This window comes from Nocardioides sp. L-11A, assembly GCA_029961745.1.
GTDB lineage: Bacteria > Actinomycetota > Actinomycetes > Propionibacteriales > Nocardioidaceae > Nocardioides.
The window spans coordinates 2,189,730-2,211,418 of the sequence record CP124680.1; the positions used below are offsets into that span (position 1 = coordinate 2,189,730).

General features: G+C 70.3%; 25 protein-coding genes and 1 tRNA gene. 11 read left to right on the plus strand and 15 right to left on the minus strand.

From position 1 onward, the window contains the following. Window positions 1-4 precede the first annotated feature (4 nt). The 11 genes from QJ852_10405 (at window position 5) to QJ852_10455 (ending at window position 6,909) form a co-directional block, all read left to right on the plus strand. The gene (locus QJ852_10405) at window positions 5-1,255 is read left to right on the plus strand and encodes a glutamate-5-semialdehyde dehydrogenase (protein ID WGX98841.1); all 1,251 of its coding nucleotides are present in this window, start codon (window positions 5-7) and stop codon (window positions 1,253-1,255) included. Between the two features lie 316 nt (window positions 1,256-1,571). Beyond that, window positions 1,572-2,096 carry a hypothetical protein gene (locus QJ852_10410; protein ID WGX98842.1) on the plus strand — a complete coding sequence of 175 codons (525 nt, stop codon included), beginning with the start codon at window positions 1,572-1,574 and terminating at the stop codon, window positions 2,094-2,096. Between the two features lie 10 nt (window positions 2,097-2,106). After that, on the plus strand, window positions 2,107-2,754 hold the full coding sequence (locus QJ852_10415; GenBank protein ID WGX98843.1) for a CDP-alcohol phosphatidyltransferase family protein: 648 nt from the start codon (window positions 2,107-2,109) through the stop codon (window positions 2,752-2,754). Next, window positions 2,751-3,212, plus strand: a complete 462-nt coding sequence (locus QJ852_10420; protein ID WGX98844.1) for a hypothetical protein — start codon at window positions 2,751-2,753, stop codon at window positions 3,210-3,212. Before QJ852_10415 ends, QJ852_10420 begins: the two co-directional genes overlap by 4 nt. A gap of 41 nt (window positions 3,213-3,253) precedes the next feature. Continuing rightward, window positions 3,254-3,418 (plus strand): hypothetical protein, encoded by a 165-nt coding sequence (locus QJ852_10425; GenBank protein WGX98845.1) that lies wholly within the window; start codon window positions 3,254-3,256, stop codon window positions 3,416-3,418. Between the two features lie 25 nt (window positions 3,419-3,443). Beyond that, window positions 3,444-4,058 carry a nicotinate-nucleotide adenylyltransferase gene (nadD, locus tag QJ852_10430; protein ID WGX98846.1) on the plus strand — a complete coding sequence of 205 codons (615 nt, stop codon included), beginning with the start codon at window positions 3,444-3,446 and terminating at the stop codon, window positions 4,056-4,058. Between the two features lie 11 nt (window positions 4,059-4,069). Then, window positions 4,070-4,462, plus strand: coding sequence for a ribosome silencing factor (rsfS, locus tag QJ852_10435; GenBank protein ID WGX98847.1), 393 nt, complete (start codon window positions 4,070-4,072; stop codon window positions 4,460-4,462). 8 nt (window positions 4,463-4,470) lie between these two features. Continuing rightward, window positions 4,471-5,070, plus strand: coding sequence for a histidine phosphatase family protein (locus QJ852_10440; GenBank protein ID WGX98848.1), 600 nt, complete (start codon window positions 4,471-4,473; stop codon window positions 5,068-5,070). A gap of 82 nt (window positions 5,071-5,152) precedes the next feature. Continuing rightward, a tRNA-Ala gene (locus QJ852_10445) sits at window positions 5,153-5,228 on the plus strand. Window positions 5,229-5,451: 223 nt separating this feature from the next. Beyond that, window positions 5,452-5,742: a hypothetical protein gene (locus QJ852_10450; protein WGX98849.1), complete on the plus strand. Its 291-nt coding sequence runs from the start codon at window positions 5,452-5,454 to the stop codon at window positions 5,740-5,742. Between the two features lie 246 nt (window positions 5,743-5,988). Beyond that, the gene (locus tag QJ852_10455) at window positions 5,989-6,909 is read left to right on the plus strand and encodes a hypothetical protein (protein ID WGX98850.1); all 921 of its coding nucleotides are present in this window, start codon (window positions 5,989-5,991) and stop codon (window positions 6,907-6,909) included. A gap of 143 nt (window positions 6,910-7,052) precedes the next feature. On the opposite strand, the gene QJ852_10460 is transcribed toward QJ852_10455, so the two are convergent. From QJ852_10460 to QJ852_10530, 15 genes are all read right to left on the minus strand, one after another. Then, a complete protein-coding gene (locus QJ852_10460) occupies window positions 7,053-7,295 on the minus strand; it encodes a hypothetical protein (protein WGX98851.1) in 243 nt (80 codons plus the stop codon). Continuing rightward, window positions 7,292-7,864, minus strand: coding sequence for a DUF4913 domain-containing protein (locus QJ852_10465; protein ID WGX98852.1), 573 nt, complete (start codon window positions 7,862-7,864; stop codon window positions 7,292-7,294). The genes QJ852_10460 and QJ852_10465 overlap by 4 nt, the downstream gene beginning before the upstream one ends. 18 nt (window positions 7,865-7,882) lie before the next feature. Next, window positions 7,883-8,326, minus strand: a complete 444-nt coding sequence (locus QJ852_10470) for a single-stranded DNA-binding protein (GenBank protein ID WGX98853.1) — start codon at window positions 8,324-8,326, stop codon at window positions 7,883-7,885. A gap of 79 nt (window positions 8,327-8,405) precedes the next feature. Continuing rightward, entirely contained in the window at window positions 8,406-10,193 is a 1,788-nt protein-coding gene (locus QJ852_10475) for a TraM recognition domain-containing protein (GenBank protein ID WGX98854.1), read from the minus strand. Continuing rightward, complete coding sequence (locus QJ852_10480) at window positions 10,190-10,780, minus strand: hypothetical protein (protein ID WGX98855.1); 591 nt, start codon at window positions 10,778-10,780, stop codon at window positions 10,190-10,192. Before QJ852_10480 ends, QJ852_10475 begins: the two co-directional genes overlap by 4 nt. Beyond that, complete coding sequence (locus QJ852_10485) at window positions 10,777-12,264, minus strand: ATP-binding protein (GenBank protein WGX98856.1); 1,488 nt, start codon at window positions 12,262-12,264, stop codon at window positions 10,777-10,779. Before QJ852_10485 ends, QJ852_10480 begins: the two co-directional genes overlap by 4 nt. Beyond that, window positions 12,261-13,472 (minus strand): hypothetical protein, encoded by a 1,212-nt coding sequence (locus QJ852_10490; GenBank protein WGX98857.1) that lies wholly within the window; start codon window positions 13,470-13,472, stop codon window positions 12,261-12,263. The genes QJ852_10485 and QJ852_10490 overlap by 4 nt, the downstream gene beginning before the upstream one ends. A gap of 101 nt (window positions 13,473-13,573) precedes the next feature. Beyond that, window positions 13,574-15,046: a PrgI family protein gene (locus QJ852_10495; protein WGX98858.1), complete on the minus strand. Its 1,473-nt coding sequence runs from the start codon at window positions 15,044-15,046 to the stop codon at window positions 13,574-13,576. Window positions 15,047-15,052: 6 nt separating this feature from the next. Next, window positions 15,053-16,489 (minus strand): conjugal transfer protein TrbL, encoded by a 1,437-nt coding sequence (locus QJ852_10500; GenBank protein WGX98859.1) that lies wholly within the window; start codon window positions 16,487-16,489, stop codon window positions 15,053-15,055. A gap of 44 nt (window positions 16,490-16,533) precedes the next feature. After that, a complete protein-coding gene (locus tag QJ852_10505; GenBank protein WGX99445.1) occupies window positions 16,534-16,806 on the minus strand; it encodes a DUF6112 family protein in 273 nt (90 codons plus the stop codon). A gap of 177 nt (window positions 16,807-16,983) precedes the next feature. After that, on the minus strand, window positions 16,984-17,250 hold the full coding sequence (locus QJ852_10510; protein WGX98860.1) for a DUF6112 family protein: 267 nt from the start codon (window positions 17,248-17,250) through the stop codon (window positions 16,984-16,986). Window positions 17,251-17,255: 5 nt separating this feature from the next. After that, window positions 17,256-18,932: a M23 family metallopeptidase gene (locus tag QJ852_10515; protein WGX98861.1), complete on the minus strand. Its 1,677-nt coding sequence runs from the start codon at window positions 18,930-18,932 to the stop codon at window positions 17,256-17,258. Between the two features lie 14 nt (window positions 18,933-18,946). After that, the gene (locus tag QJ852_10520; protein WGX98862.1) at window positions 18,947-19,636 is read right to left on the minus strand and encodes a hypothetical protein; all 690 of its coding nucleotides are present in this window, start codon (window positions 19,634-19,636) and stop codon (window positions 18,947-18,949) included. Between the two features lie 56 nt (window positions 19,637-19,692). After that, window positions 19,693-20,706 (minus strand): ParB N-terminal domain-containing protein, encoded by a 1,014-nt coding sequence (locus QJ852_10525; protein ID WGX98863.1) that lies wholly within the window; start codon window positions 20,704-20,706, stop codon window positions 19,693-19,695. Then, window positions 20,703-21,632, minus strand: a complete 930-nt coding sequence (locus QJ852_10530; protein ID WGX98864.1) for a hypothetical protein — start codon at window positions 21,630-21,632, stop codon at window positions 20,703-20,705. Before QJ852_10530 ends, QJ852_10525 begins: the two co-directional genes overlap by 4 nt. Between the last annotated feature and the right edge of the window lie 57 nt (window positions 21,633-21,689).

Below are 21,689 nucleotides of genomic sequence, written 5' to 3' on the forward strand. Positions count from 1 at the left end.
CTCCATGACTGCCGAGGTCGAGGTCCGCGAGGTCGCCCAGCGCGCCCGGGTCGCCAGCCGCTCGCTGGCGCTGGCGACGCGCGCGGAGAAGGACGCCACCCTGCACGCGATGGCCGACGCCCTGCTCGCCCGCGCCGACGAGGTCCTCGCCGGCAACGCCGAGGACGTCGCCCGCGCCGAGGCCGACGGCACCCCGGCCAACATCATCGACCGGCTGCGGCTGACGACGGAGCGCCTGGAGGGGATGGCCCAGGGCCTGCGCGACGTCGCCGGGCTGGCCGACCCCGTCGGCGAGGTGGTGCGCGGCAGCGTGCTGGCCAACGGTCTCGAGCTGCGCCAGGTGCGGGTCCCGTTCGGCGTGATCGGGATGATCTACGAGGCCCGCCCCAATGTGACCGCCGACGCCGCCGGCATCTGCCTGAAGTCAGGCAACGCCGTCCTGCTCCGCGGCAGCTCCTCGGCCCGCTCCAGCAACGTCGCCATCGTCGCCGTCCTGCGCGACGCCGTCGCCGCCTCCGGCCTCCACGCCGACGTCGTCCAGCTCGTCCCCGGCGACACGCACGACAGCGTCAAGGCGCTGATGCGGGCCCGCGGCCAGGTCGACGTGCTGATCCCGCGCGGGGGAGCGGGCCTGATCCAGTCGGTCGTCAACGAGTCCACGGTCCCCGTGATCGAGACCGGCGTCGGCAACTGCCACGTGTACGTCGACCGGGCGGCCGACCTCGACAAGGCGCTCGCCATCGTGCTCAATGCCAAGACCCACCGCAGCAGCGTCTGCAACGCCGCCGAGTCCCTGCTCGTGCACGCGGACGTTGCGGGGGAGTTCCTGCCGCGGGTGGTCGCCGCGCTGCAGGACGCCGACGTGACGATCCACGGCGACGCCGCATTCGGCGTCCACGAGGGCGTCATCGCGGCCACCGACGAGGACTGGGCGACCGAGTACCTCTCGCTCGACATCGCCGCCCGCGTCGTACCGGACCTCGACGGGGCGCTGGAGCACATCCGCACGTGGTCGAGCGGTCACTCCGACGCGATCGTGACCGAGGACCTCGCCGCGTCGCGACGGTTCGTCGCCGAGGTCGACTCGGCGGCCGTGCTCGTCAACGCCTCGACCCGGTTCACCGACGGCGGTGAGTTCGGCTTCGGCGCCGAGATCGGCATCAGCACCCAGAAGCTGCACGCCCGGGGCCCGATGGGCCTGCCGGAGATGACGTCGACCAAGTACGTCGTCGTCGGCGACGGCCACATCCGCTGATCCCGCCCGGGCCAGGCACCCCAGGCCCCAGGCCATCGCGCCCAATGCGACCGCGGACACCGCGACGGCGCCCGCACCGGGCCGGGGTACCTCACCCAGCACCAGGTGCGCGAAGCCGAGCGTGAGCAGGCAGTTCACGACGTTCAGCACCGGCATCGACGCCGACAGTCGCGCCGCGCGGTAGGCCAGCTGGTTGACCGCGACCCCGCCGACACCGCAGGCGACGAGCACCCAGGGCAGCCGCTGTGCCTCGACGAGGACGGACATCAACCCGAAGAGGATGCCGGACGCGGCGCCCAGCAGGAATGCACGCCCCGTGGGACGGGGGACGCCGCCCGCCAGCGCGATCAGCAGCACCGCCACCAACGCGCAGGCCCCCACGCCGCCGAGGAGCACGCCGGGGTCGGGGGAGCGGGGGCTCTCCCGGGCGTCGATCGCCAGCAGCAGGGCGGCGATCGCGAGGGCGGTCACGGCGACCGCGACCAGCTCGGTCCGGCCGGGCCGGGTCCGCGCCAGCGCCGCACGCAGCGGTACGGCGAGCACGATGCCCAGGATCGCGATCGGCTGGACCAGCCCGATCGGACCGTGGGCGAGCGCAAGCACGTGGAAGGCGAACCCGACCGGGCCCAGCGTCACCGCGAGCAGCGCCGCCACCGACGGCGCCCGGGCCGCGGCGAGGTGCTGGGTCGACGTCGACACCGCGGACGTCGCCGCGCTCGCGAGCGCGAAGGCCACGGCGAGGAGGAGCACGGCGGCGACGCTAGGTGCGGCAGGTGGACGCCCGGTGAATCCCCGGTACGCCGGGGGGTCTGGCGTCCGGATACTTCCCGCGGCGCGATAGGTTTCGCGACATGGCAGGCTCCCCGGACCGGATCTACGCCGATCCCTCGGTCGAACGGCTCTTCACCGGGGCGACCATCATCACCTTCGTCCGCACGGTCATCACGATCGCGATCGCGGTGTGGGCGGCGTACGACCAGAGCCTGACCTGGATCGTCATCGGTCTGGTGACCTACTGGGTCGGCGACAGCATCGACGGCGAGTGGGCGCGGTGGCGCGACTGCGAGACCCGGATGGGCGCGGTCGTCGACATGATGTGCGACCGGCTCAGCTGCGGGGTGCTCTACGTCGGGCTGATCTGGCTCCAGCCGGGCGGCTGGATCAGCGAGGAGCCGATGACCTGGATCGGGATCCCCATCGCGATCTACCTCTTCGAGTTCATGGTCATCGACATGTACCTCTCGCTCGCCTTCCTCGCCTGGCCGATCCGCAGTCCCAACTACTTCCACGTCATCGACCGGCGGATCTACCTGTGGAACTGGTCGCGCGTCGGCAAGGCCGCCAACTCCGGCGCCTTCGCCGTGATCCTGCTCGTCAGCGGCTGGGTGTGGCTCGGCACCGTGATCGCCGTGGGCCTGCTGGTCCTCAAGTGCGTCTCACTGCGCTGGCTGCTCCAGCTCGGGATGCCCGTTCCGGCACGTGAGGTCCCGTCGGCATGATCCTGTGGCTGACGACGTTCGCCTTCAGCATCGCGTCCGCCCTGCTCCCGTTCCTGCCCATCGAGGTCTTCATCCTCGGTGCCGGTGCCGCCGAAGGCGGCACAGCGGCCGCGATCTCGCTCGGCATCGCCGCCGGTGCCGGCGCAACCGTCGGCAAGGTGATCGTGTACGAGGCCGCCCGTCGCGGCTCGGAGTCGAGGTGGGCGCAGAAGAAGCTGTCCGGGCCGAAGATCAAGTCCAGCTACGACAAGTGGATGGGCCGGATGCAGGGCCGCCCCTGGTACGCCGCGGCGATCATGTTCCTGGCCGCCTCCGTGGGCGTCCCCCCGCTCCTGGCCATGGCGGCCATCGGCGGCATCCTGAAGATGCCGATGTGGGCCTTCGTGCCCACGGTCTTCGTCGGCCGCACCATCCGCTTCACCCTGCTCTTCCTGGGCGTCGACTTCGCGATCCACTAGGGAGTGCGCGGGCGCCGCTCCGGGTTGGATACGATGCCGCCATGCTCAGCCAGATCAGCCAGCCCGCCCTCGCCCTCGTCCGCGCCGCGGAGGAGAGCGAGTCGGCCGCCGTGAACCCGTGGCTCGTCGGTGGCGCGGTGCTGGCCTTCCTCCTCCTGCTGCTGCTCGGCCTGGTGTGGTTCGGCGGCGGCCGCGAACACAGCTGAGCCCGGAGCAGACGGTCGTGGGCCGGTGACGGGCGCGCCACGCCGTACCCGGATCGGGGTGATGGGCGGCACCTTCGACCCCATCCACCACGGCCACCTCGTCGCGGCGTCGGAGGTCCAGGGCTGGTTCGACCTCGACGAGGTCGTCTTCGTGCCCACCGGCCAGCCCTGGCAGAAGGCGGACCGGCAGGTCTCGCCGGCCGAGCACCGCTACCTGATGACCGTCATCGCGACCGCCGCGAACCCCCGGTTCACGGTCAGCCGGGTCGACATCGACCGGGGCGGGCCGACGTACACGGGTGACACGCTGCGCGACCTGCGCGCCGAGCGACCGGACGCGGACCTCTACTTCATCACCGGCGCCGACGCGCTCACCGACATCTTCAGCTGGCGCGATCCCGACGAGCTGTTCGAGCTCGCCCACTTCGTGGGCTGCACCCGGCCCGGTTCGGAGATGGACCCCGCGACGCTTGCGCGAATCCCGCACGACCGGGTCACCATGGTGGAGATCCCCGCCCTGGCGATCTCCTCCACCGACTGCCGCGAGCGACAGCGGGCGGGGCAGCCGGTCTGGTACCTCGTGCCCGACGGCGTCGTCCAGTACATCACCAAGCACGGGCTCTACCCCGCCATCCACTGACCGGAGAACGCATGACCGCCACCGACCACGCCGTCCGGCTCGTCCACGTCGCCGCTCTCGCCGCGGCGGACAAGCTGGCGACCGACCAGCTGGCCTTCGACGTCAGCGAGCAGCTCGCCATCACCGACGCCTTCCTGCTCGCCACCGGCGCGAACGACCGCCAGGTCCGCGCCATCGTCGAGGAGATCGAGGACAAGCTGCGCGAGCTCGACGCCAAGCCGATCCGCCGGGAGGGGCACCGTGACGGTCGCTGGGTGCTGCTCGACTACGGCGACGTCGTGATCCACGTCCAGCACGCCGAGGAGCGCGAGTACTACGCGCTGGAGCGCCTGTGGCGCGACTGCCCGACCATCGACCTCCCCGACGGGGTCCACGGCCCGGTCCCGCCGTCGGCCGGGGAGTGACCAGCCCGGTGGGCCGTCGCATCGTCCTGCTCCGGCACGGCCGGACCGCCTGGAACGCCGAGCGCCGTATCCAGGGTCAGCTCGACGTCGAGCTCGACGCCGTCGGCGTCGAGCAGGCGCAGGCCGTCGCGCCCCTCGTCGCCGCGCTCGACCCGGTCCTCGTGTGGTCCAGCGACCTCGCCCGGGCCCGGCTGACGGCCGAGACCGTCGCCAAGGAGGCCGGCCTCGAGCCGTCGTACGACGAGCGGCTGCGCGAGTTCCGACTCGGCGACCACCAGGGCCTGACCCACGCCGAGCTCGACGCCCGCGACCCGGCCGCCTTCGCCCGCTTCCAGCGCGGCGAGTGGGACGGCATCCCGGGCGCCGAGGCGCCGCGCGAGGTCGCCGCCCGCTTCGCCGCCGCGATCACCGATCTCGCCGCCGCCCTCGGGCCGGACGAGACCGGCGTCGCCGTCTCCCACGGCGCCGCCACCCGCTCCGGCCTGGTCGCGTTCCTGGGCTGGCCCGCCGAGCTCGCCCACGACCTGCGCGCCCTCGGCAACTGCGCTCGCGTGGTGCTCGAGGAGCGTTCCACCGGGACCTGGGCGATGGCCGCCTACAACCTGTGAGCCACCCCGATTTCACCTCAGCGGGGTGGGTTGGCTAGTATTCCGGACGTTGCTTCGGCCTCCGGGCGGAAGCGATGACCCCGGGGGTGTGGCGCAGCTGGTAGCGCACCTGCATGGCATGCAGGGGGTCAGGGGTTCGAGTCCCCTCACCTCCACCAGAAGGTCGTTGTTCAAACCAACGACATCACCGGTTTGAGTTCCAGACTCCGCCTTCCGTCCTTGGTGGCGGAGGGCGAGGGTCTGGACGTCCGGGTTGAGGAACACGTTGAACGGCACGCCGGGTTCGCTGTGGATGGTGTCGTCGTCGGTGACGATGAGCTTGTCGAAGAAGGCTTGGTTGGCGATCCGGCGTAGTGAGTCGTCGATGTTCATGTAGATGGCGTGCATGTCGCCTGCGAGGGCGAGGCAGTCGTCCAGGTGGGCTTTGGCCTGTTCGTATTCGATGTCGCCGGCGTTGATCTGTGCGTCGAGGAACGCGAGCCTACGGGCGATGCGCTCTTGCTCCGCGGCGAGGAGGTCGAGGGGGACGGCGCCAGCGTAGTGGGCCTGCATGAGCTTGGTGCGTTCACCGCAGAGCGCGTCGCGTTCGGCCTTGTACCCCTGGCTCTCCTGCTTGGCGACCCGGTGGAGCCGGTCGAACTCGCTGGTGACCAGCTCGCGGAGCGCAGGTAGGACGTGTTCGGGTATCTGCACGCGCCGGTAGTAGTCCTCGACGGCGGCTTCGATGTCGGGCACGAACATGGACTTGCGTTCGCAGTTGGTGCGCTTGGCATGCCGCCCGGTGCACATGAAGTACGGATAGATCACGCCGCGGCGGCTCTTGGCGTTGGTCAACGTCAAGCGTGATCCGCACTGCCCGCAGTAGAGGCTGCCTTTGAGGTAGTGGTCGTGGGATTGGGTCTTCTCTCCGGAGGTCTGGTGGGCGGTGAGCACTGCCTGGACCCGGTACCAGACCTCGGGGGCGACGAGGGGTTCGTGCAGGCCGTCGTAGCTGGCGCCGCGGAAGCGGACGCTGCCCTTGTAGTAGGGGTTGGTGAGCATCTTGTGGATCGTGGACAGCACCGGCGGCTTCGACGGCCGCTTCGGGGTCGGGACGGTGGTCAGGCCACGGTCGATCAGTTCCTCGCGCAGGCTGATGGTGGAGTGGTTGCCGGTGGCGTACGCCTCGAACGCCCACTTGACCAGCGGTGCCCGGTCGGGGTCGAGTTCGACGGTGCGGACCTCGCGGCCGAGTTCGTCACGGCGGGTGACGTTGAGGTAGCCCATCGGGGCCTTGCCGTTCGTGCCGCCGCCTTGGGCCTTCTGGTTCATGCCCTTGGAGACCTCGCTGGCGAGGTTGCGGGAGTAGAACTCCGCGATGGTGGACATGATGCCGTGCAGCAGCATCCCCGACGGGGTCTCGTCGATGTTCTCGGTCGCGGAAACGAGCATGACCCCGGCCTCTTTGAGGGCGAGGTGGATGGTCACGTCGTCGGCGCGGTTGCGGGCGAGCCGGTCCACCTTGTGGACGATGCAGTAGGCGACCTGGTGGGTCTTGACGTACTCGATCATCCGCATCAGCTCGGGACGGTCGGCCTTGCGGGCAGACTCGCCGGCGTCGACGAACTCCTCGGTGATGATCGCGTTCAGCTCGCGGGCCTTGCGCAGGTTCGCCTCGCGCTGCGCGGGGATCGAGAAGCCCTCGTCCCGGCCGCCCTTAGAGGCCTGCTCCTTGGTGGAGACGCGAAGATAGGAGACTGCGAGGGTGGTGGTCTCGCCGATGCGGTCGAGCGCGGTGGCGGCGGGTGGCTGCTGGGCATTGGTCGTGGTGGTCATGGGTCGTGTTTCCTTCCCCAGTGAGTTGGGCCAGCACGAGCGGCCGCGGGACCGCTGGTGCGGTGCGACTCGTAACGGGGAAACACGACCCGGCGGCTCCGAGGGAGCGAGCCGGGTAAGCCACGAAGGCCAAACAGGACTGCGCACCACGACCGAACCGCGCGGGTTCAGCCGTTGGCTTCTTGCTGCTCCGATTCTACCCCGGCACTCCGACAGGTGCCGGAATCTGGCGGCGTGCGGTTTGGCGTGGGGTGGGTGCGGTCCTGTTCGGCGCGGGCGCGGGCCATGGCGATGAACAGGTGGGCGAGCTTGTGCAGGTCGGGGCTCTGGCGCGGCTCGGCAGCGATGCGGTAGTCGCGCATCCTCTCTGGCAGCCGCTCGTCCCTGTCGGATCGGTTCGGGCTGGTCACGTAACTTCTCCTGTCTGCTCATCGAGGGAGCGGAAGAATGCCTCCTCGGCCTCGCGGCGGGCCTCGACCTGCTCGAACACGAACTGCACGAAGTCCTCCGCACGGTCGGCGATCACGACGTCCTCGACCGCGGATGCGGGGTCTTCGCCGGGCCACGTGGTCTGCCTGGTGGGTCGGTCGCGGTCCAGGCGGGTGCCGGAGGCGGCGACCCATTCGCGGAGCCGGCTCCGGGCGTCGGCGAAGTCCCGATGCCAGCCGAACGGAGCAGAACCGGCCTGCTCGGGGTCGTAGGCGCCCAGCCAGTGCAGATGCAGGGCCGACAGCTCCCAGACGAGTTCTGGGTGGCGGTGCCAGAACGGCGGCACCACACTGGCGGGCAGCCCGTAAGTGCGGCGCAGCCACGCCACCCAGTCGTTCAGTGCCAACCACTCGACTTCCAGATCGTCGGCGGACAGCAGATTCCAGTTCACCGGGTGCGGCGGCTCGGCCACATCGTCCGCCGCGGTATCGGGCTCATCATCCGGGTCGAAGTGGTCGGGCTCGTCAGGCTCGGGCGTGTACTCATCCATCGTCGTCAGCGCTTCCGGTCACATGCTCACGGCCGGAGCCGACTGGGCGGTGGCGCGCGCGGGCGCGGCGAATGCGGCCGCGTCACGCTCAGGCGCGGTGCGTCGGGGGGTGCGGTCGACGTCGTAGCGGGTGCGGGCCATGTCGTGGCCGAGCCGGCGGGCGACGAACTCCTCACCCTCGACGTTCTGCCCGTCGCGCTGGTAGCTGTACTCGCGGACATAGCCTTCGGCGATGATCTTGTCGCCCTTCGGCAGGCGTTCGTGGCCCTGCTCAGCGGCGGCCTTGAACGCGACCAGGTTGTGGAAGGTGGTCTCCAACTGCGTGAACGACCCGTCCTGCTCCTGCCGGTAGTGCTCCTTGCCGACCTTCATGAACAGCCGGGCATCACCGTTCTCGGTTCGGGTGAGCTGCGGGTCGGACGCGACGAACCCCGAGAACGACTGCTGAGTCTGGATGGCCATCGGACTCTCCTCCTGACATGTACGCGACCCCGCCGATCAGGGCCGCTCATGTCAGGCAGGTGCACGACCGTTCCCTGCGTCAGGTGGCCGTCGGGCGCCGCAGCAGGGCCTCGATGGCCGAGCGGTCCGTGCCGAGCTGGGCGGCGTCGGGGCGGGTGGGCCAGGCGCGCAGGTCGGTCACGATCGGTGGCGCGGAGCGCAGCAGGGTGACCCCGGTGCCGAAGGGCAAGGTCCTGATCCGGTCGGGCGGCAGGATTGGCACCCGCCGCACGGAGCGTTGGTTCGATCTGGTGCCGTGATCGCCGAGGGTCACCGAGTCGGTGTACTCGTCGCGTTCGCCGATCAGGGAGGAGAGGTCTTGGAGGTCCCGGGAGTTGGAGGCGCCGCCGAGGATGATCTTGACGATGCTGGCGTCCCAGATGGCGCCGGCGGCGTTGTCGCCCCACTTCTCCCGTGCTTGGGCGAGGGACTGGAGCACGGGCAGGCAGGTGATGCCGGTGCCGCCGCCTTCGGCCATCAGTGTCGGCAGCGACGGCAACGGGCTGAGGTTGCCGATCTCATCGAGCGCGAGCAGCAGGGGTGGGTCGAGGCGGGCGCCGGCCGAGCGGGCGGCGAGGCGGCGGGCGGCTTCGACGAGGTCTTCCACGAACGCCGCCACCAACGAGGACGACGCACCGGCCCCAGCACCCGTGGCGAGCAAATAGAGGGTGCCGCGCTGGGTGAGGAAGGCTTCGGGGTCGAAGTGTTCGCCGTCGCGTGGAGTGACGGCGTCGAGGACGCGGGGGTCGGCGAGGGCGGAGAGTGCGAGGGAGACGCCTTGCCAGATGGAGTCGCGGGTCTTGGGGTCGGAGTCGATCATCGCCCCGAGTGAGTCGGCCCATCCCACCGCGGCGTGGGGGTGGTTGGTGAGGACGGCGACGGCTTCGGCGGCGATGGAGGGGTCGAGGGTCCACCGGAACAGCTCGGCTGGTGGCCGGCCGTCGAGGGCGGCGGCGTGCAGCAGGGCTTGGAGCGCGGTGCGGGTCTTGCCTTCCCAGAACCCGCCGGACTCGACCCCGCCGGAGGAGAGGTCGGTGGCGGAGGCGAGGCCGGTGGCGCGGATCATGGCCGTCAGGGGGTCTTCGCAGCCGCGGACCGGGGACCAGCGCAGTCCGGCGGGGACGCCTTCGGCGAGGTGCTGGGGATCGAACACCCCCACGGGCCGTCCGTCGCGTTGCCGGGCGCGGAGGGTGGCGGTGAGGTTGTCCGGCCGTGTCGAGGTGGTGACGACCGCGCCCGGCGCGTCGAGGATGGCGTTGATGACGACATGGAGCCCTTTGCCGGAGCGGGGTGGGCCGAGAAGCAGGATCGAGTCTTCGACCGATGCCCAGACCTGTTTGCCGTGGCTGGCGCCGAGCAGGTAGCCCACATCCGCCGGTGCGGGCGTCTCCAGGGAGGGGCGCAGTGTGCCGGCACGGCGCAGTAGTGCCTTGCTGGAGGCGGTCTGGCTGACTTCGTGGCCGGTGGCGGTGCCGGCGAGGCGGCGGGGGTCGGTCTCGGTCTTGCGGGTGTGGCGGCGAAGCCGCATCCACACCCACCCGCTGCCCACGGCCAGTGCGGTGAGCAGGAGGGCGGTGACGATCCAGTAGACGACCGGGTTCAGCCCGGCGGCGTCGAGAGCGGCGGCCGGGTCGCCGGGGTTGAACAGCACCCCGAGTCCGGAGGCCGGTCCGGCGGCGGGTTGGGTGGTTCCGGTGAGGAACGCGGCCACGCTGCCGGATGCGCGCAGGGTGAGCGCGACGCCGAACATGCCGACCAGGGCGATGAGGGCGGCGTTGGTCAGCTCGTCCCCGAAGGAGCCGGTCTGCCGCTCCTGTGGGCTGTTCACGGCACCCGCCTGACCACGGTGGTGCCGGAGATGCGCCCGTACAGCACCACCTCACTCGCACCGTCGGTCTCGGGCAGCACGGCGTCGAGGTGGCGCCTGTCGAGCAGGGCGCGCGCCGCACCGGTGCCGGTGGCGTCGGTGTGGGAGACGATGACGGCGACGGCGATGTCCTCACCGGGCACGAACCCGTCCCCGGTGACCTCGACCAGCACCGGCGGCTCGTGCTGCTTGGTGTGCTTGGCGCGGCGTGCGCGCCGCGTGCCCGGCGCGGCCGCGTCTTCGTCGTCGGGCGGTGGGGGTGGGGTGGGTTTGCGGGCGCGGATGAGGTCGGTGAACACGGTTCCGCCGACCTCGCGGACCTCGATCCGCACGGCGATGGTGCGGTCCTTGGTCACCGCGTCCAGTAGCGGCCCGAAGGTGCCGCGTGTCCACTCCGAGCCCGCGGGAGGTGGCGGGAACGGCGTGCCGTCGACGGTGACGTCCAGGGCGCCGTTCTCGGTGACGGTGATGAGGACGTGGGGCAGCACCACCGGTGTCTCGTCGGGCTGCTGGGACGTGGTGCGGTGCAGCGGGTTGCGGCCCCTCATGACTGACCGCCCAGGTAGCGGGCGTCAGTCCGGAACAGTTCCAGCTCGACCGGATGGAGTTGGTGCTGCGAGATGAAGCTTCTGGACTTGATCTTCCACAGCCCCTGCCCGACCCCCAGGGTCGGGAGGAGCTTCTGCTCGGTCCCGGTCAGCCCGAGCGCGGCGGCGGTGGTGCCGAGCTGGTCGGACTCCTGCCGGTAGACGATGCGGGTCTCCGCGTTCGCCAGGAGGGAGTTGGCGAGCGAGCGCATCGCGGAGCCCTGGTCGCCGACGTTGTCGAGGTCGGTGAGCTTGTGGAAGATCAGCATGTTCGCGATCCCGTAATGCCGCGCCAGGCGCCAGTGCGCGTCCATGCGCCTGAGCAGGGCGGGGTGGGACATCAGGCGCCAGGCTTCGTCGTAGATCACCCACCGTTGCCCGCCTGCCGGGTCGAGCAGCGCGGACTCCATCCACGCGCTGGAGCACGTCATCAGGACACTGATGAGGGTCGAGTTCTCCGTCACCCGCGACAGGTCGAGGCTGATCATCGGCAGCGACGGATCGAACGCGACGGTCGAGGGGCCGTCGAAGAGCCCGCCGAGGTCCCCGGCCACCAGGCGGCGCAGGGCGTGGCCGACGAGGCGGCCATCCTCCGCCAGGCGACCGTCCGGAACATCGGTCGGGCTGAGGATGTGGTCGACGACCATCGGCAGGATCGGCACCGTGTTCTCGGCAACGGTGGCGGTCAGGGCGAGGTCGATCGCGGTGTGCTCCAACGGCGTCAACCCCCGCGCGAGCACGGTCTCAGCCAGCGCGCCGATCAGGTCACGCCGCCGGGACGCGACCGTGGCGGCCCACTGCTCATCCGAGAGACCACTCGGGCGGTGGCCTTCATCCAGCGGATTCAGCCTTGTGTGAAGTCCGTGGCCCAAGACGATCGCCCGCCCGCCGACTGCTTCGGCGACCGCGGTGTGCTCGCCCTTCGGGTCACCGGGGACGTAGACGCGGCGGCCAAACGGCAGGGACCGGGTGTAGAGCGACTTCGCCAGGCTGGACTTGCCGGAGCCGACGATGCCGGCCAGGACGATGTTGGGTGCGGTGATGATCCCGCGGGCGTAGAGGACCCAGGGGTCGTAGACGAAGCTGCCGCCGGAGTAGAGGTCTTGTCCGACGAACACCCCATCGGAGCCGAGGCCGCCTTCGGCGACGAACGGATACGCCCCCGCCAATGTCGCGCTGGTGTCTTGATGGCGGGGCAGCCGGAACCGGCCGGGCGATCTGAGCGCGGCCGGTCCGGGTTCGCCGGCGGCTGGCAGGAACGTGGTTGCGCGGTGTTCGGCCTTCTCGGCTTCGGCCTTCGCCTGCGCCGCTTGCTTCTCGACCTGGCGCTGTTCGGCTTGGAGGCGGGCGGCGGCCTGTCGGCGTTGCTTGCGCAGCCGGCGGCGCTCGGCCGCGGGGGCGATCAGGACGGAGGTGTGCAACTGCTCCGGCTCGCTGCCAGTCATAGCGAGAGTCCTCGGGACTGCTTGACCGTGGCGACGCCGCGGTGCTCGAACCAGGCTGGATCGGGCGCCCGCCGCGATCGCTCTGTCGTTGCCTGCTTGAGTGCCGGTTCCGGCTCGTGCTTGGGCGCGCCGATCCCGGCGATCGCCTCGCGCGCCTGCACCACGGCGGCGTCTTCGAGGACGTCGGCTGGCGGCGTGTACTCCCGGAGGAGGCTGACGTGTCCGGCGAACGGGTTGTAGGTCAGGGTGTAGCCGTCCTCGCCGGTGACCACCCGGTCCAACGCGCCGGTCGGGGGCTCGTCGTAGACGTAGCCGTTCTCGAGCGCGGCCTGGGTGGTCTCCTCCCCATAGTCATAGCCAGCCAGGTGTTCGATCGCCGCAGGCGTGCCGTCCCGGTCGATCACGTCGAGAACCTGGTCGGCTTCCTCGCCTTGGAGGAACACAACGCTGACCCACCGCCTGCCCGGCCCGGACGCTCGGACTGGCTCCGTCTGCTGCTCGGCGGGCTCGGTGAGTTCGGTGAGGGCGTCGGCGTTGGTGCGGGCGGCCTCGCCCACCCACTCCGGGAATAGCCCCGCGTACTCGGGAGTGCTGTCGGGGTGGTCGAGGGCGTATTGGCGGGCCTCACCGGCGGCGCCAAGGAAGGTGGCGAGGTCGCGGATCGCGTGGTCGGGATCGACGGGCTGGCCGGCGCCGGTGAACAGGTCCCGGCCCTCCAGATCCCGTCCGCTGGTGGTGTCGGTGATCCGGTAGGCGTAGCGCTGGTGCTCACCCATCGGGGTGTCGGGCCAGACCGTCAGTCTCAGCGTCCCCGCCGTCGCGGTGGACGTGGCAGGGTCGTGGTCGAGGCCGGCGACGGGTGCAGGGTGCCAGGCGATCCGCCCGGAGTGGGAGAACGCCGCGTTGAGGTGGTCGTGGGCCTGGTCGAGCAGGGTGCCGGCCCGGTGCAGCTCGTCCGCGGCGGCGAGCGCGGAGCGGTCACCGGCGAGGTGGTCGCCGTCGTCGTGGTGTGCCCGGTCCCGGTGGGCGAGGTGGGTGGCGGCGAGCTGGTCGAGTACCTGCCGCAGCGACCGCATGGTCGCGGTCAGGTCGCCGAACACGGTGTAGGTGTCGGCCGGGTCATCGAACACGCGGGATGCGTGGGCGAGACCCCGCATCGCCTCGGATGCTTCGGCGGCATCGGCGAGCGGGTCGTGGAACGTGGGCATGACGGCCTCCCAGGACGCGGGCGAGCACCCCCGCGATTCGGGGGCCACCGGTCAGGTGCACCACAACTCCCACGCGCCGGGAACAGCCCGCGGCGAACGGGTCAGATGCGGCGGCAGAGCGGGAGCGCGGCGGCGGTGAACGCCGCAGCTTGCTGGCCGACCAGGAGGCGGGTCTCGCAGGAGGCTTGGATGGCGGCCTGTTCGATCGCCGCCACCCCGGCGTCCAGCTCCTCGATGGTGGCGGCGGAGACGGAGATGAGGCCGGTGTAGCGCAGCACGCCGTGGCCGGCGGTCAGGTCGGCTTCCTGTTGGAGCACGTCTTGATACTCAGCGGTCTGGGAGGCGTCTTCGATCTGCCCGATCTTGGCCCGCTGCGCCTGATCGCTGATGTGCTCGACCTTCTTCTTGCGGATGTCTCTGGCGGCGGCGTCGGAGCGCAGTGGCGTGCACAGCAATGAGAACGACCGCTGAATCCCCGTCGAGAGGAGCACCGGGGACAGGAACCCCGGATACACCAGCGACCGCGGCCATTCGGAGACCCACAGCACGGCATGGTGGGCGGAGTCGGTGCGCAGCCGGGTCCAAGACTCGTTGACCGCGACCGGGCCGGCGGTGGCGAGGGACTGGCCGAGTTCGCCGTGCCGTTCCAGGGTGGCGGCGATCGCCGGGTCATACGCGCTGCGGAGGATGACGGCGATCTCCCCCGGTGACAGCCAGCCCGAGGGGGTGAGGTCGGCTGAGCGGAGCGCGGCGACGAGAGTGGACATCTCTTGGCGGAGCACGGCGGCGGCACCGCGGATACCGCCGCCAGCCGTTCTGATCTGCCGCGCGGCGTTCTTCATGTCCAGCGACAGGCTCAGGGTGGTGGCGTGGCGTTCCCCGGCGGGGCCGGCGCGCTCGATCAGCTCGGCGTAGATGGTCGCGGCCCAGGTGTCGTCGGCGGTGCCGTGGGAGGCCCACCACTCGGCCAGTCCGGTCCCGGAGTCGGGCAGGGTGCGTTCGAGGACTTGGAGGGTGGCGATCCGGCCGGAGCGGCAAACCGTGGCCAGGACGCGTCCCCAGGAGGTGACCCGTCGTTCCTGCTCGCCGGGGTCGAGGAGCACGAACGCCGGATGGGACACGTCGCAGACCACGGTGAGGGTCTGGGCGTGGGGGTCGTGGATCATCCCCGCGTTCGTTTCGGGGTCGGTGTACTCCCGCAGTCGCGCCATGTCGCCGGGCAGCGCGAGGGTGCCCACAGGGCGGGGTGTGACGACCCGCCGGCGATACAGGAGTTGCCCGCCGGTCGAACGCCAGAGCCACCAGAACGCGACCGGCAGCCATTCGACCGCGGGCCGGCCGGCGATGGGTATCCACGTCAGCGCGGCGGCGATCACCCAGATGGGAGCGGTGTAGGCGAGCAGGACGCCGCCCCCGGCGAAGAGAGCTCCGACGATGGACAGGACGCCGGTGGCGAGGGTGATGAGCTGCGACAGGGACAGCCCCAGCAACACCCCGCGGCGGGTGAGGCGGGAGAACTTCACCGGCACCAGCTCCGCCGAGGCGACAGCACTCTCGTTCTGTTTGGTAGGCACGGCGGTTCACTCCTTCCCGGTGGGCTTGGGGGCAGGCGGCGGAGGCTGTTTCGGGGGACGCACCTCCGGCGCAGATGGACCAGGCGAGGGTGTCTTCGGTGCCGGCGTTGACGGCGGGGGCGCCTGCGCGGCCGGTGGTGGGGTGCTGCCGGTCTGGCCGGCGGAGTCGGCCGCGGCCTCGCCCTGCCCACCGAGGGCCGTGCCGGCCTTGGGGCCGGTGGTCGCGGCGTCCTTGGCGACCTTCGCCGCGACCACGGCCGCAGCGGCGGGACCCGCCGCCGCAACACCGGCGCCGGCGCCTGCTCCACCGCTTGCCCCGGCGCCGGCGCCGCTGGTCGCGGCGGCCTTCCCACCACCGGCCCCGGCCGAGCCGGCAGTGCCGCTGGATGCCTGCGGCTTGGGGTTCTTCGGCTCCGGTGGCTTCTTCCCACCACCGCCACCGTCTCCGCTTCCTCCGCCGGACTTGCCGCCGCCTTCATCGAGAACCTTTTTCGGGTCGTTGCCTTGCGGCTTGGTCGGAGTCGGCATGGGGCGGTTGAGGGCGCTCTTGGCGTCCTGTTCGGAGCCGATGGCGTGGTACATGTCGAACCCGACGAAGCTGAGGAACTTGTAGGTCAGGTACGGGGCGAAGGCGGCCATCGCCATCAGCACGATCCCGGCGATCGGGTCCGCCACAGAGGACAGGTCGCCGTCGATCGGTGCCGACACCTGGGTGATAGCGACCAGGAACATCACGACCAGGACGAGCTTGGAGACGATCAGGGCGATGACGAACATCGCCCATTTGCTGATCCACCCCTTCGTCGCATCCCACGACGCCCCGGAGAACGCCAGCGGGGCGAGCACGATCGCGACCAGCAGCAGCGCCTTGCGGACCAGCAGGGAGAGCCAGACGATGGCGGCTGCGCTGATGGCCAGGCCGGCGAGGAAGATCGTGATGATCGCGCCGACCCCGGGTGCGGCGATGTTGATGCCGACCAGCCCTGCGGCGAGCAGGGTGATCTTGTCGCCCATCGACTCGGTGGTCTCCCCGGCGGCCTGGATGATCCCGATGCAGAGCTGGTCGACTATCTCCAACAGCAGCGCGGTCAGCGTGATGACCACGAACGATCCCAGCACCGACTTCGCCAACCCGAGTGCTGCGCGGGATAGTGCGGTGGGGTCGCGGCGGATGAGTCCGGTGATGAGTTGGAGGCAGAAGAACAGCAGCATCACGAACACCGCGATGCCGAACAGGATGTTGTAGACCGCCACGTACTCGTCGCTGGTGACGTCGACGAGGGTGGTGGTGTCGAAGACGGACCAGACGGCTTCGAACAACCAGCCGGCGGCGGCGCCCATCGCGCCGGCGAGCCAGTCGAACGGGGCGGAGACCAGCGAGGCGGCGGCTTCGCCGGCGGTGTCGCAGACGGTCGAGACGAGGGGGATATCGCACACACCCACCGCAGATCACTCCCTAACGCAGAGTCGAGGGTTGGCGGGTGGACTCAGACCTGCTGGCCGACGTCCCAGAAAAAGTTGATAAGCGTCACCGACGCGCCGCAGATGACGGCGGCGCCGCAGCTCACGAGGACGCCGATCTTGCCCCTGCCCGCCAGGTGCGGGTTGGAGGAGTTGGCGCCGAAGCCCCACACGATCGCCGAGATGATCAGCGCCAAGACGCTCAGGATGAGGCCGATCGTCATCACGGCGCCGACGATGGTGCGGAGCTGGCTGATGCCGGGCAGTCCGGTGTCGTTGGGGTCGATGTTGATGTCCATCGGCAGCACGGCCGGCCACGTGGTGGCGGCAGCGGTGGTGGTTTCGGTGAGCAGGCTCAGGACGGTCATAGCGGGGTACTCCTTCGGGGCGTCGGCGAGATGAGGGTTCTCGTCGATCAGGTGCACCGCCCGCCCCACACGGTCGGAGCCGATGACGGGGCCGCTGGTGGGGCGTGTTCAGAGTTGCTGGCCGAGGTCGAGCAGCCAGTTCAGCCAGGCCACGCCTCCGCCGGCCAAGACCGCCGTGCCCAGTGCGGTCCAAGCACCGATGCGGGCTTTGGTGGCGGCACCGTGGTGGCCGTTCGCGGTCGACAGCGCCCAGGCGATGGCGCAGACGATCAGCATCAGCACGGCGATGATGAGCACGAAGGTCAGCAGCGCGCCGATGACCTCGCGCAGGTCACCGATCCCTTCCAGGCCCTCGAAGTCGGGGAACACGTCCATGCCGATCAGCTCCCGGCCCGGACGGTGATGTGGAGATGGTCTACGTGCGATCCCGCGATGCTGTCGGGGTCGTGCATGCCGCCACCGTCGTAGGGCCGCCACCCCTCGGCGTCGCGGGCCAGCGACCAGATCAGGCCGTCCCAGATCAGATACTCCACCCCGAGGGTTTCGGCGTGGTCCTGCATCCAGTTCGTGACCTCCCAGCCGAGTTCGCGCTGCTCCGGGGTCGGGTGCTCGCCGATGGCGTTGCCGAACGTTCCGTCACAGGCGCGTCCGAGGGGGTGTTCGGAGACGGTGCCGGGCCGCGGTGAGTAACAGACCCAGGAGGTGTCGGGGAAGACAGCGATGCTCTGGGTGTAGAGGTGCAGCATCCGCGCGGTGATCTGCCCATCCGAGGTCGGATCGTCCACGGGACGGTCGGGGTCGCCGTCGAAGGGGTCCGGCTCACCACCTGGTGTGCCGTTGCTGGTGTCGCAGTCGCCGCCTGGTGGGCCGGTCTCGGGCTCGGGCAGGTCGGCGGCGTTGTGGGCATTCAGCCAGTCGGCGGGGTCGGTGTGCTCCCCGTTCGTGCCGCCGAGGCGGACCTCGAAATGCAGATGCGGACCGGTGCTGTTGCCGGAGCTGCCGGTGTCGCCGATGTGCTGACCGGCCGCCACGGTGTCGCCGGCCTGGACGTGGATGCCGTGCTCCCACATGTGCGCATACGCCGTCGCCACCGTGGCGCCATCGATCTGATGATCGATGACGATGAGGCCGCCGTAGCCGCCGGAGAACTCCGCGACCGTCACCGTGCCGTCCGCAGCGGCCACGAGGGGTGTGCCGTCGGGGGCGGCGAAGTCGGTGCCGGTGTGGAAGGAGTCCTCGCCAGTTATGGGGTGCACCCGTGGTCCGTACTCGCTGGTGAGCACCCAGGTGCCCTCGGGCATCGGGAACACCACCCGCGACGACCCCACCGCCGCCACTTGCTGCGCGGCCGGGACCACGGCATCGCCGGCCGAGGCGCCCGCCCCGGCGTTCGTTGTTGTGGTCGACGTGAGTGCGGTGAGGATGGTTTCGGCGACGGGCTCGTAGTTGCGGTACCGGTCCGGATACGCGGACACTTCGACGGCTTGGGCGGCCTCGCCCTTGTCCATCTCCTCCCACCCGGGAATGTCCAAGAGTCCCCGTGGTGAGGGGTGGTTGGGTCCGGTGGGTCCGCCGAAGAACGCCTCAGCTTGGTAGACGGGGTCCATCAGCTCAGCGACCGTGCCCCAGCCCGATTGGGGGCGCATCTGAAACAGGCCCAGGGAGTCGTGGTCGGAGCCGTCGCCGTCGTTGGGGTAGTCCGCGGACTCCGGGTAGGCGCTGGTGTTGGACAGCATCCGCAGCGTGGACTCGGTCAGTGCCGCCATGAGCGCGATCTGAAGGCCGTCGCGGGTGATCCCGTCGATGCTGTTGCCGGTCTCGATGATCGTCGCGGCATGGGTGAGCTGGGTTCGGTTGAGCGTGAACGTCTCCCCGTTCGCGGTGGTGACCTCCAGCTCGTCAGGGACCTCGCCGACGGTGACGTTCGAGCCGCCGCCGATGGTGCAGGAGCCGGTGGCGCTCAGAGCCGGGTTCATCACCACCCCGATCCCGATCAACACCAGCGAGGGTGCGAGGAAGACCAGGGCGATGGCGGCGATGGCGAGCTTCTTCAACACGACGCGTCACCGACCTATCGGAGGGGGTTGTCGAGCTGGGACAGCCGCAGCAGATGACAGGTCTCGTAGGTCGGGCCGCAGACCACGAACACGGTGAACGCCACCGAGTGTTCGGAGGTCACCGGTTCGTCGTTCCACAGGCCCTCACGGTGGCGGGTGCCCTCGATCGTGACCGCGACCGTGCCCTCGGCGAGCTGACCGGGGTGGGCCTGCTCGACTGCGGTCGCCCACGCGTCGGGGACGAACGTGTTGTCGATGGTGAGGTGCTGGGCGGTGGCGTACTGCCGCAGCTCCAGCCAGGCATCCCGAGACGGGAGGTAGGCGGCGATGTCGGAGGCGAGCCCCGCCTGCTCCGTACCGATGGGATCGCCGACGTCAAGGACCACGCTGGTGTAGTCCAGCGGCGTGAACCCGCTGGCGGTGTCCCACTCGAACAACACGGTGGCGACGTTGCGGGCGAAGGTCTCCGGATCATCCGACGCCTGCACGACCGGCAACCGCGGCGTGGTCGTGGGCACCGGATCGGCTTGTGCGGTGACACTTGGCCCAGGGCGGCCACCGTCATCGTCCCGGTCCGGGCCGGGTGGTCCGGTCAGGAGGCCGTAGACGCCCACACCGGCGAGCACGAGGACGACGATCGCCGCGGCGAGGGCGGCGATGAGTCGGCGGCGGGTCCGGGGTTCGGAGAGGTCGGGAGTCTTCATGCCCACCAGGTACGCGACCGGCACCAACCCAGACAAGGGCAGGGCGGAGGTGGCCGTCAGGGGGCGTGCAAGTGGCCGCGCGCGGCCGCCGGCTCATCGCCGGAAGTGTCGCGGTCGCGCAGGGTGCGCAGTTCCTCGGCGAATCGACTGGTGCCCTCGGCGGTGGCAAGGAAGGACTCAATCTGCTCATCGCTCAGCTCGGCGGCGAGGTGTTCGGCGTCGTAGTGGGTCCACCACTGGTCCAGCTCGCCCCAGGTGAGCACGAACGCCCTCACCGGATACCGCGCCGGTTCGCCGTCGTCGTCGGTCACCGGTCGGGGGCGTGGTGTGCGGGTCTTCTTGGCGTCCTTGGCGCGGGCGAGGGCGTCGGCGGCGAGGTGATGCAGGTCGGTCTCACGTTCGGCCTGCGCGCTCTGGGCGGCGGCGCGGATCGCCTCAAAGATCGGATGCACCGGAGCCCCGGCGTCGATGCGCTCCAGCTCAGCGATGACTCGTGTTCTTAGTTCGGCGGGTTGGGCGGGGTCCTCGGCGATCCTCTGGAGCCAGCCGATCTTCTCCAACGTCGTGTGTGAGGCGCCACCGGGGATCATCGCGGCCGCCTGCTCGCGTGTCCTGCCAGCAGGTCCGAGCGACGGGGGTGCAAATTTTGCACGCCCGTCAGCACCCGGCTGGTTCTCCGAGCTGAACTGGGTCGCGGCCCTCCTGCGCTCAGCGTCCTCGGCCATCAGCATCTTCAGCTCCCGGTACAGGGCGGCGGCCTCGGTCTGGGTAAGCGGCTTGTGGAGCACGTTGTCGTCCTGCTCGGCCAGCAGGTGGCCGAGGCGGTCGGAGATGCCGGAGCGGACCCAGACGTTGACCTTGCGCCAGCCGAGCTGTTTGATCGCCGCCAACCTCCTGGCCCCGCACACCAGCACTCCGTCGGGGGTGATGGTGATGGGCTGCAACAGCCCGTCCCGTCCGATCGAGGCAGCGAGTTCGTCGATGTTGCCGAACGTGGTCCGGTGCCGGCGTCCGACCCGGATGGAGTCGACGGTGCGCTCCAGCTCGATGTAGCCCGCCGGTGCGGTCACGACCGATCACCACCAGGCTCGTCGTGGTGGCCGGGAACGGCCAGCGAGATGGTCAGGATGAGGTCGTCATCGCGCAGCAGCACCGGCAGGGTCTCGCCGATCAGCAGCCGCAACAGCACACCCCGCCCGGTGCTGGTAGCTGCGTAGGCGGGGTGCGGGTTGCCCAACAAGGCGCGCAGCAGCGCCGTCCAGGAGGAAGGCGGGATGTCCAGCAGCGCGCGGGCGTGCTTGTCCCGCCGCAACGCCTCGTAGGCGGCCTGCCGGGTACCGGTCTTGGTCAGCGCCCCGCAGATATGCTCCACTCCGGCGCGGGCGGTGGCCGGGTCCCAGCCCAACAGCGTGAACAAGGCGATGGCATCCTCAGCCGCCGACCCAGCCGACATGCACGCCCGATCCGAACCGCGCCCACCACCATCATCATGTCCCGCCCCGGCAGCGTCCGTCTCCACGCCTGTGTCGTCGTGGTTGCGGGAGTCGGTGATGTGGAAGGCCGGGTGATAGTCGCTCAGCGGGTTCTCCCGGTCAGAGAACCGCTCCGGATCGTGGAACGCCGAGACGTGCGGGCGCCTTGCCTGGTGGACCGAGCACAACAGTCCTTGGGCGCGTTCTTCGAAGATGCAGGTGATCCGCACCGCGTGCGTGATGACCGCCCAGGGGTCGCGTGCCTCGCGGGCGGCGCGGGTGATCATCACCTTGAACGCCGCCGACGCTGCCTCCCACGGGTCCAGGCCGTGCTTCCTGGCGAGGGGTTCGTACTTCTCGGCGGTGTGGGCCATCAGCTCCGCCGCCGTCGGATCATGGCTCCACGAGCCTGGTCCCGCGGCGTGGAGCCGGTGCAGCAGGGCGCGCAGCCCGTCGCTGGTGGTGAAGTCCTCAGCACCCTCGCCGTCAGCGGCGTGTGACTGGGTGGGTGTTGTCGTGGTCATGGTCTGGCACCTCCTGACAGGTAGGTGCACGCGCGTCCCCACACCGGCTGGTCCGCC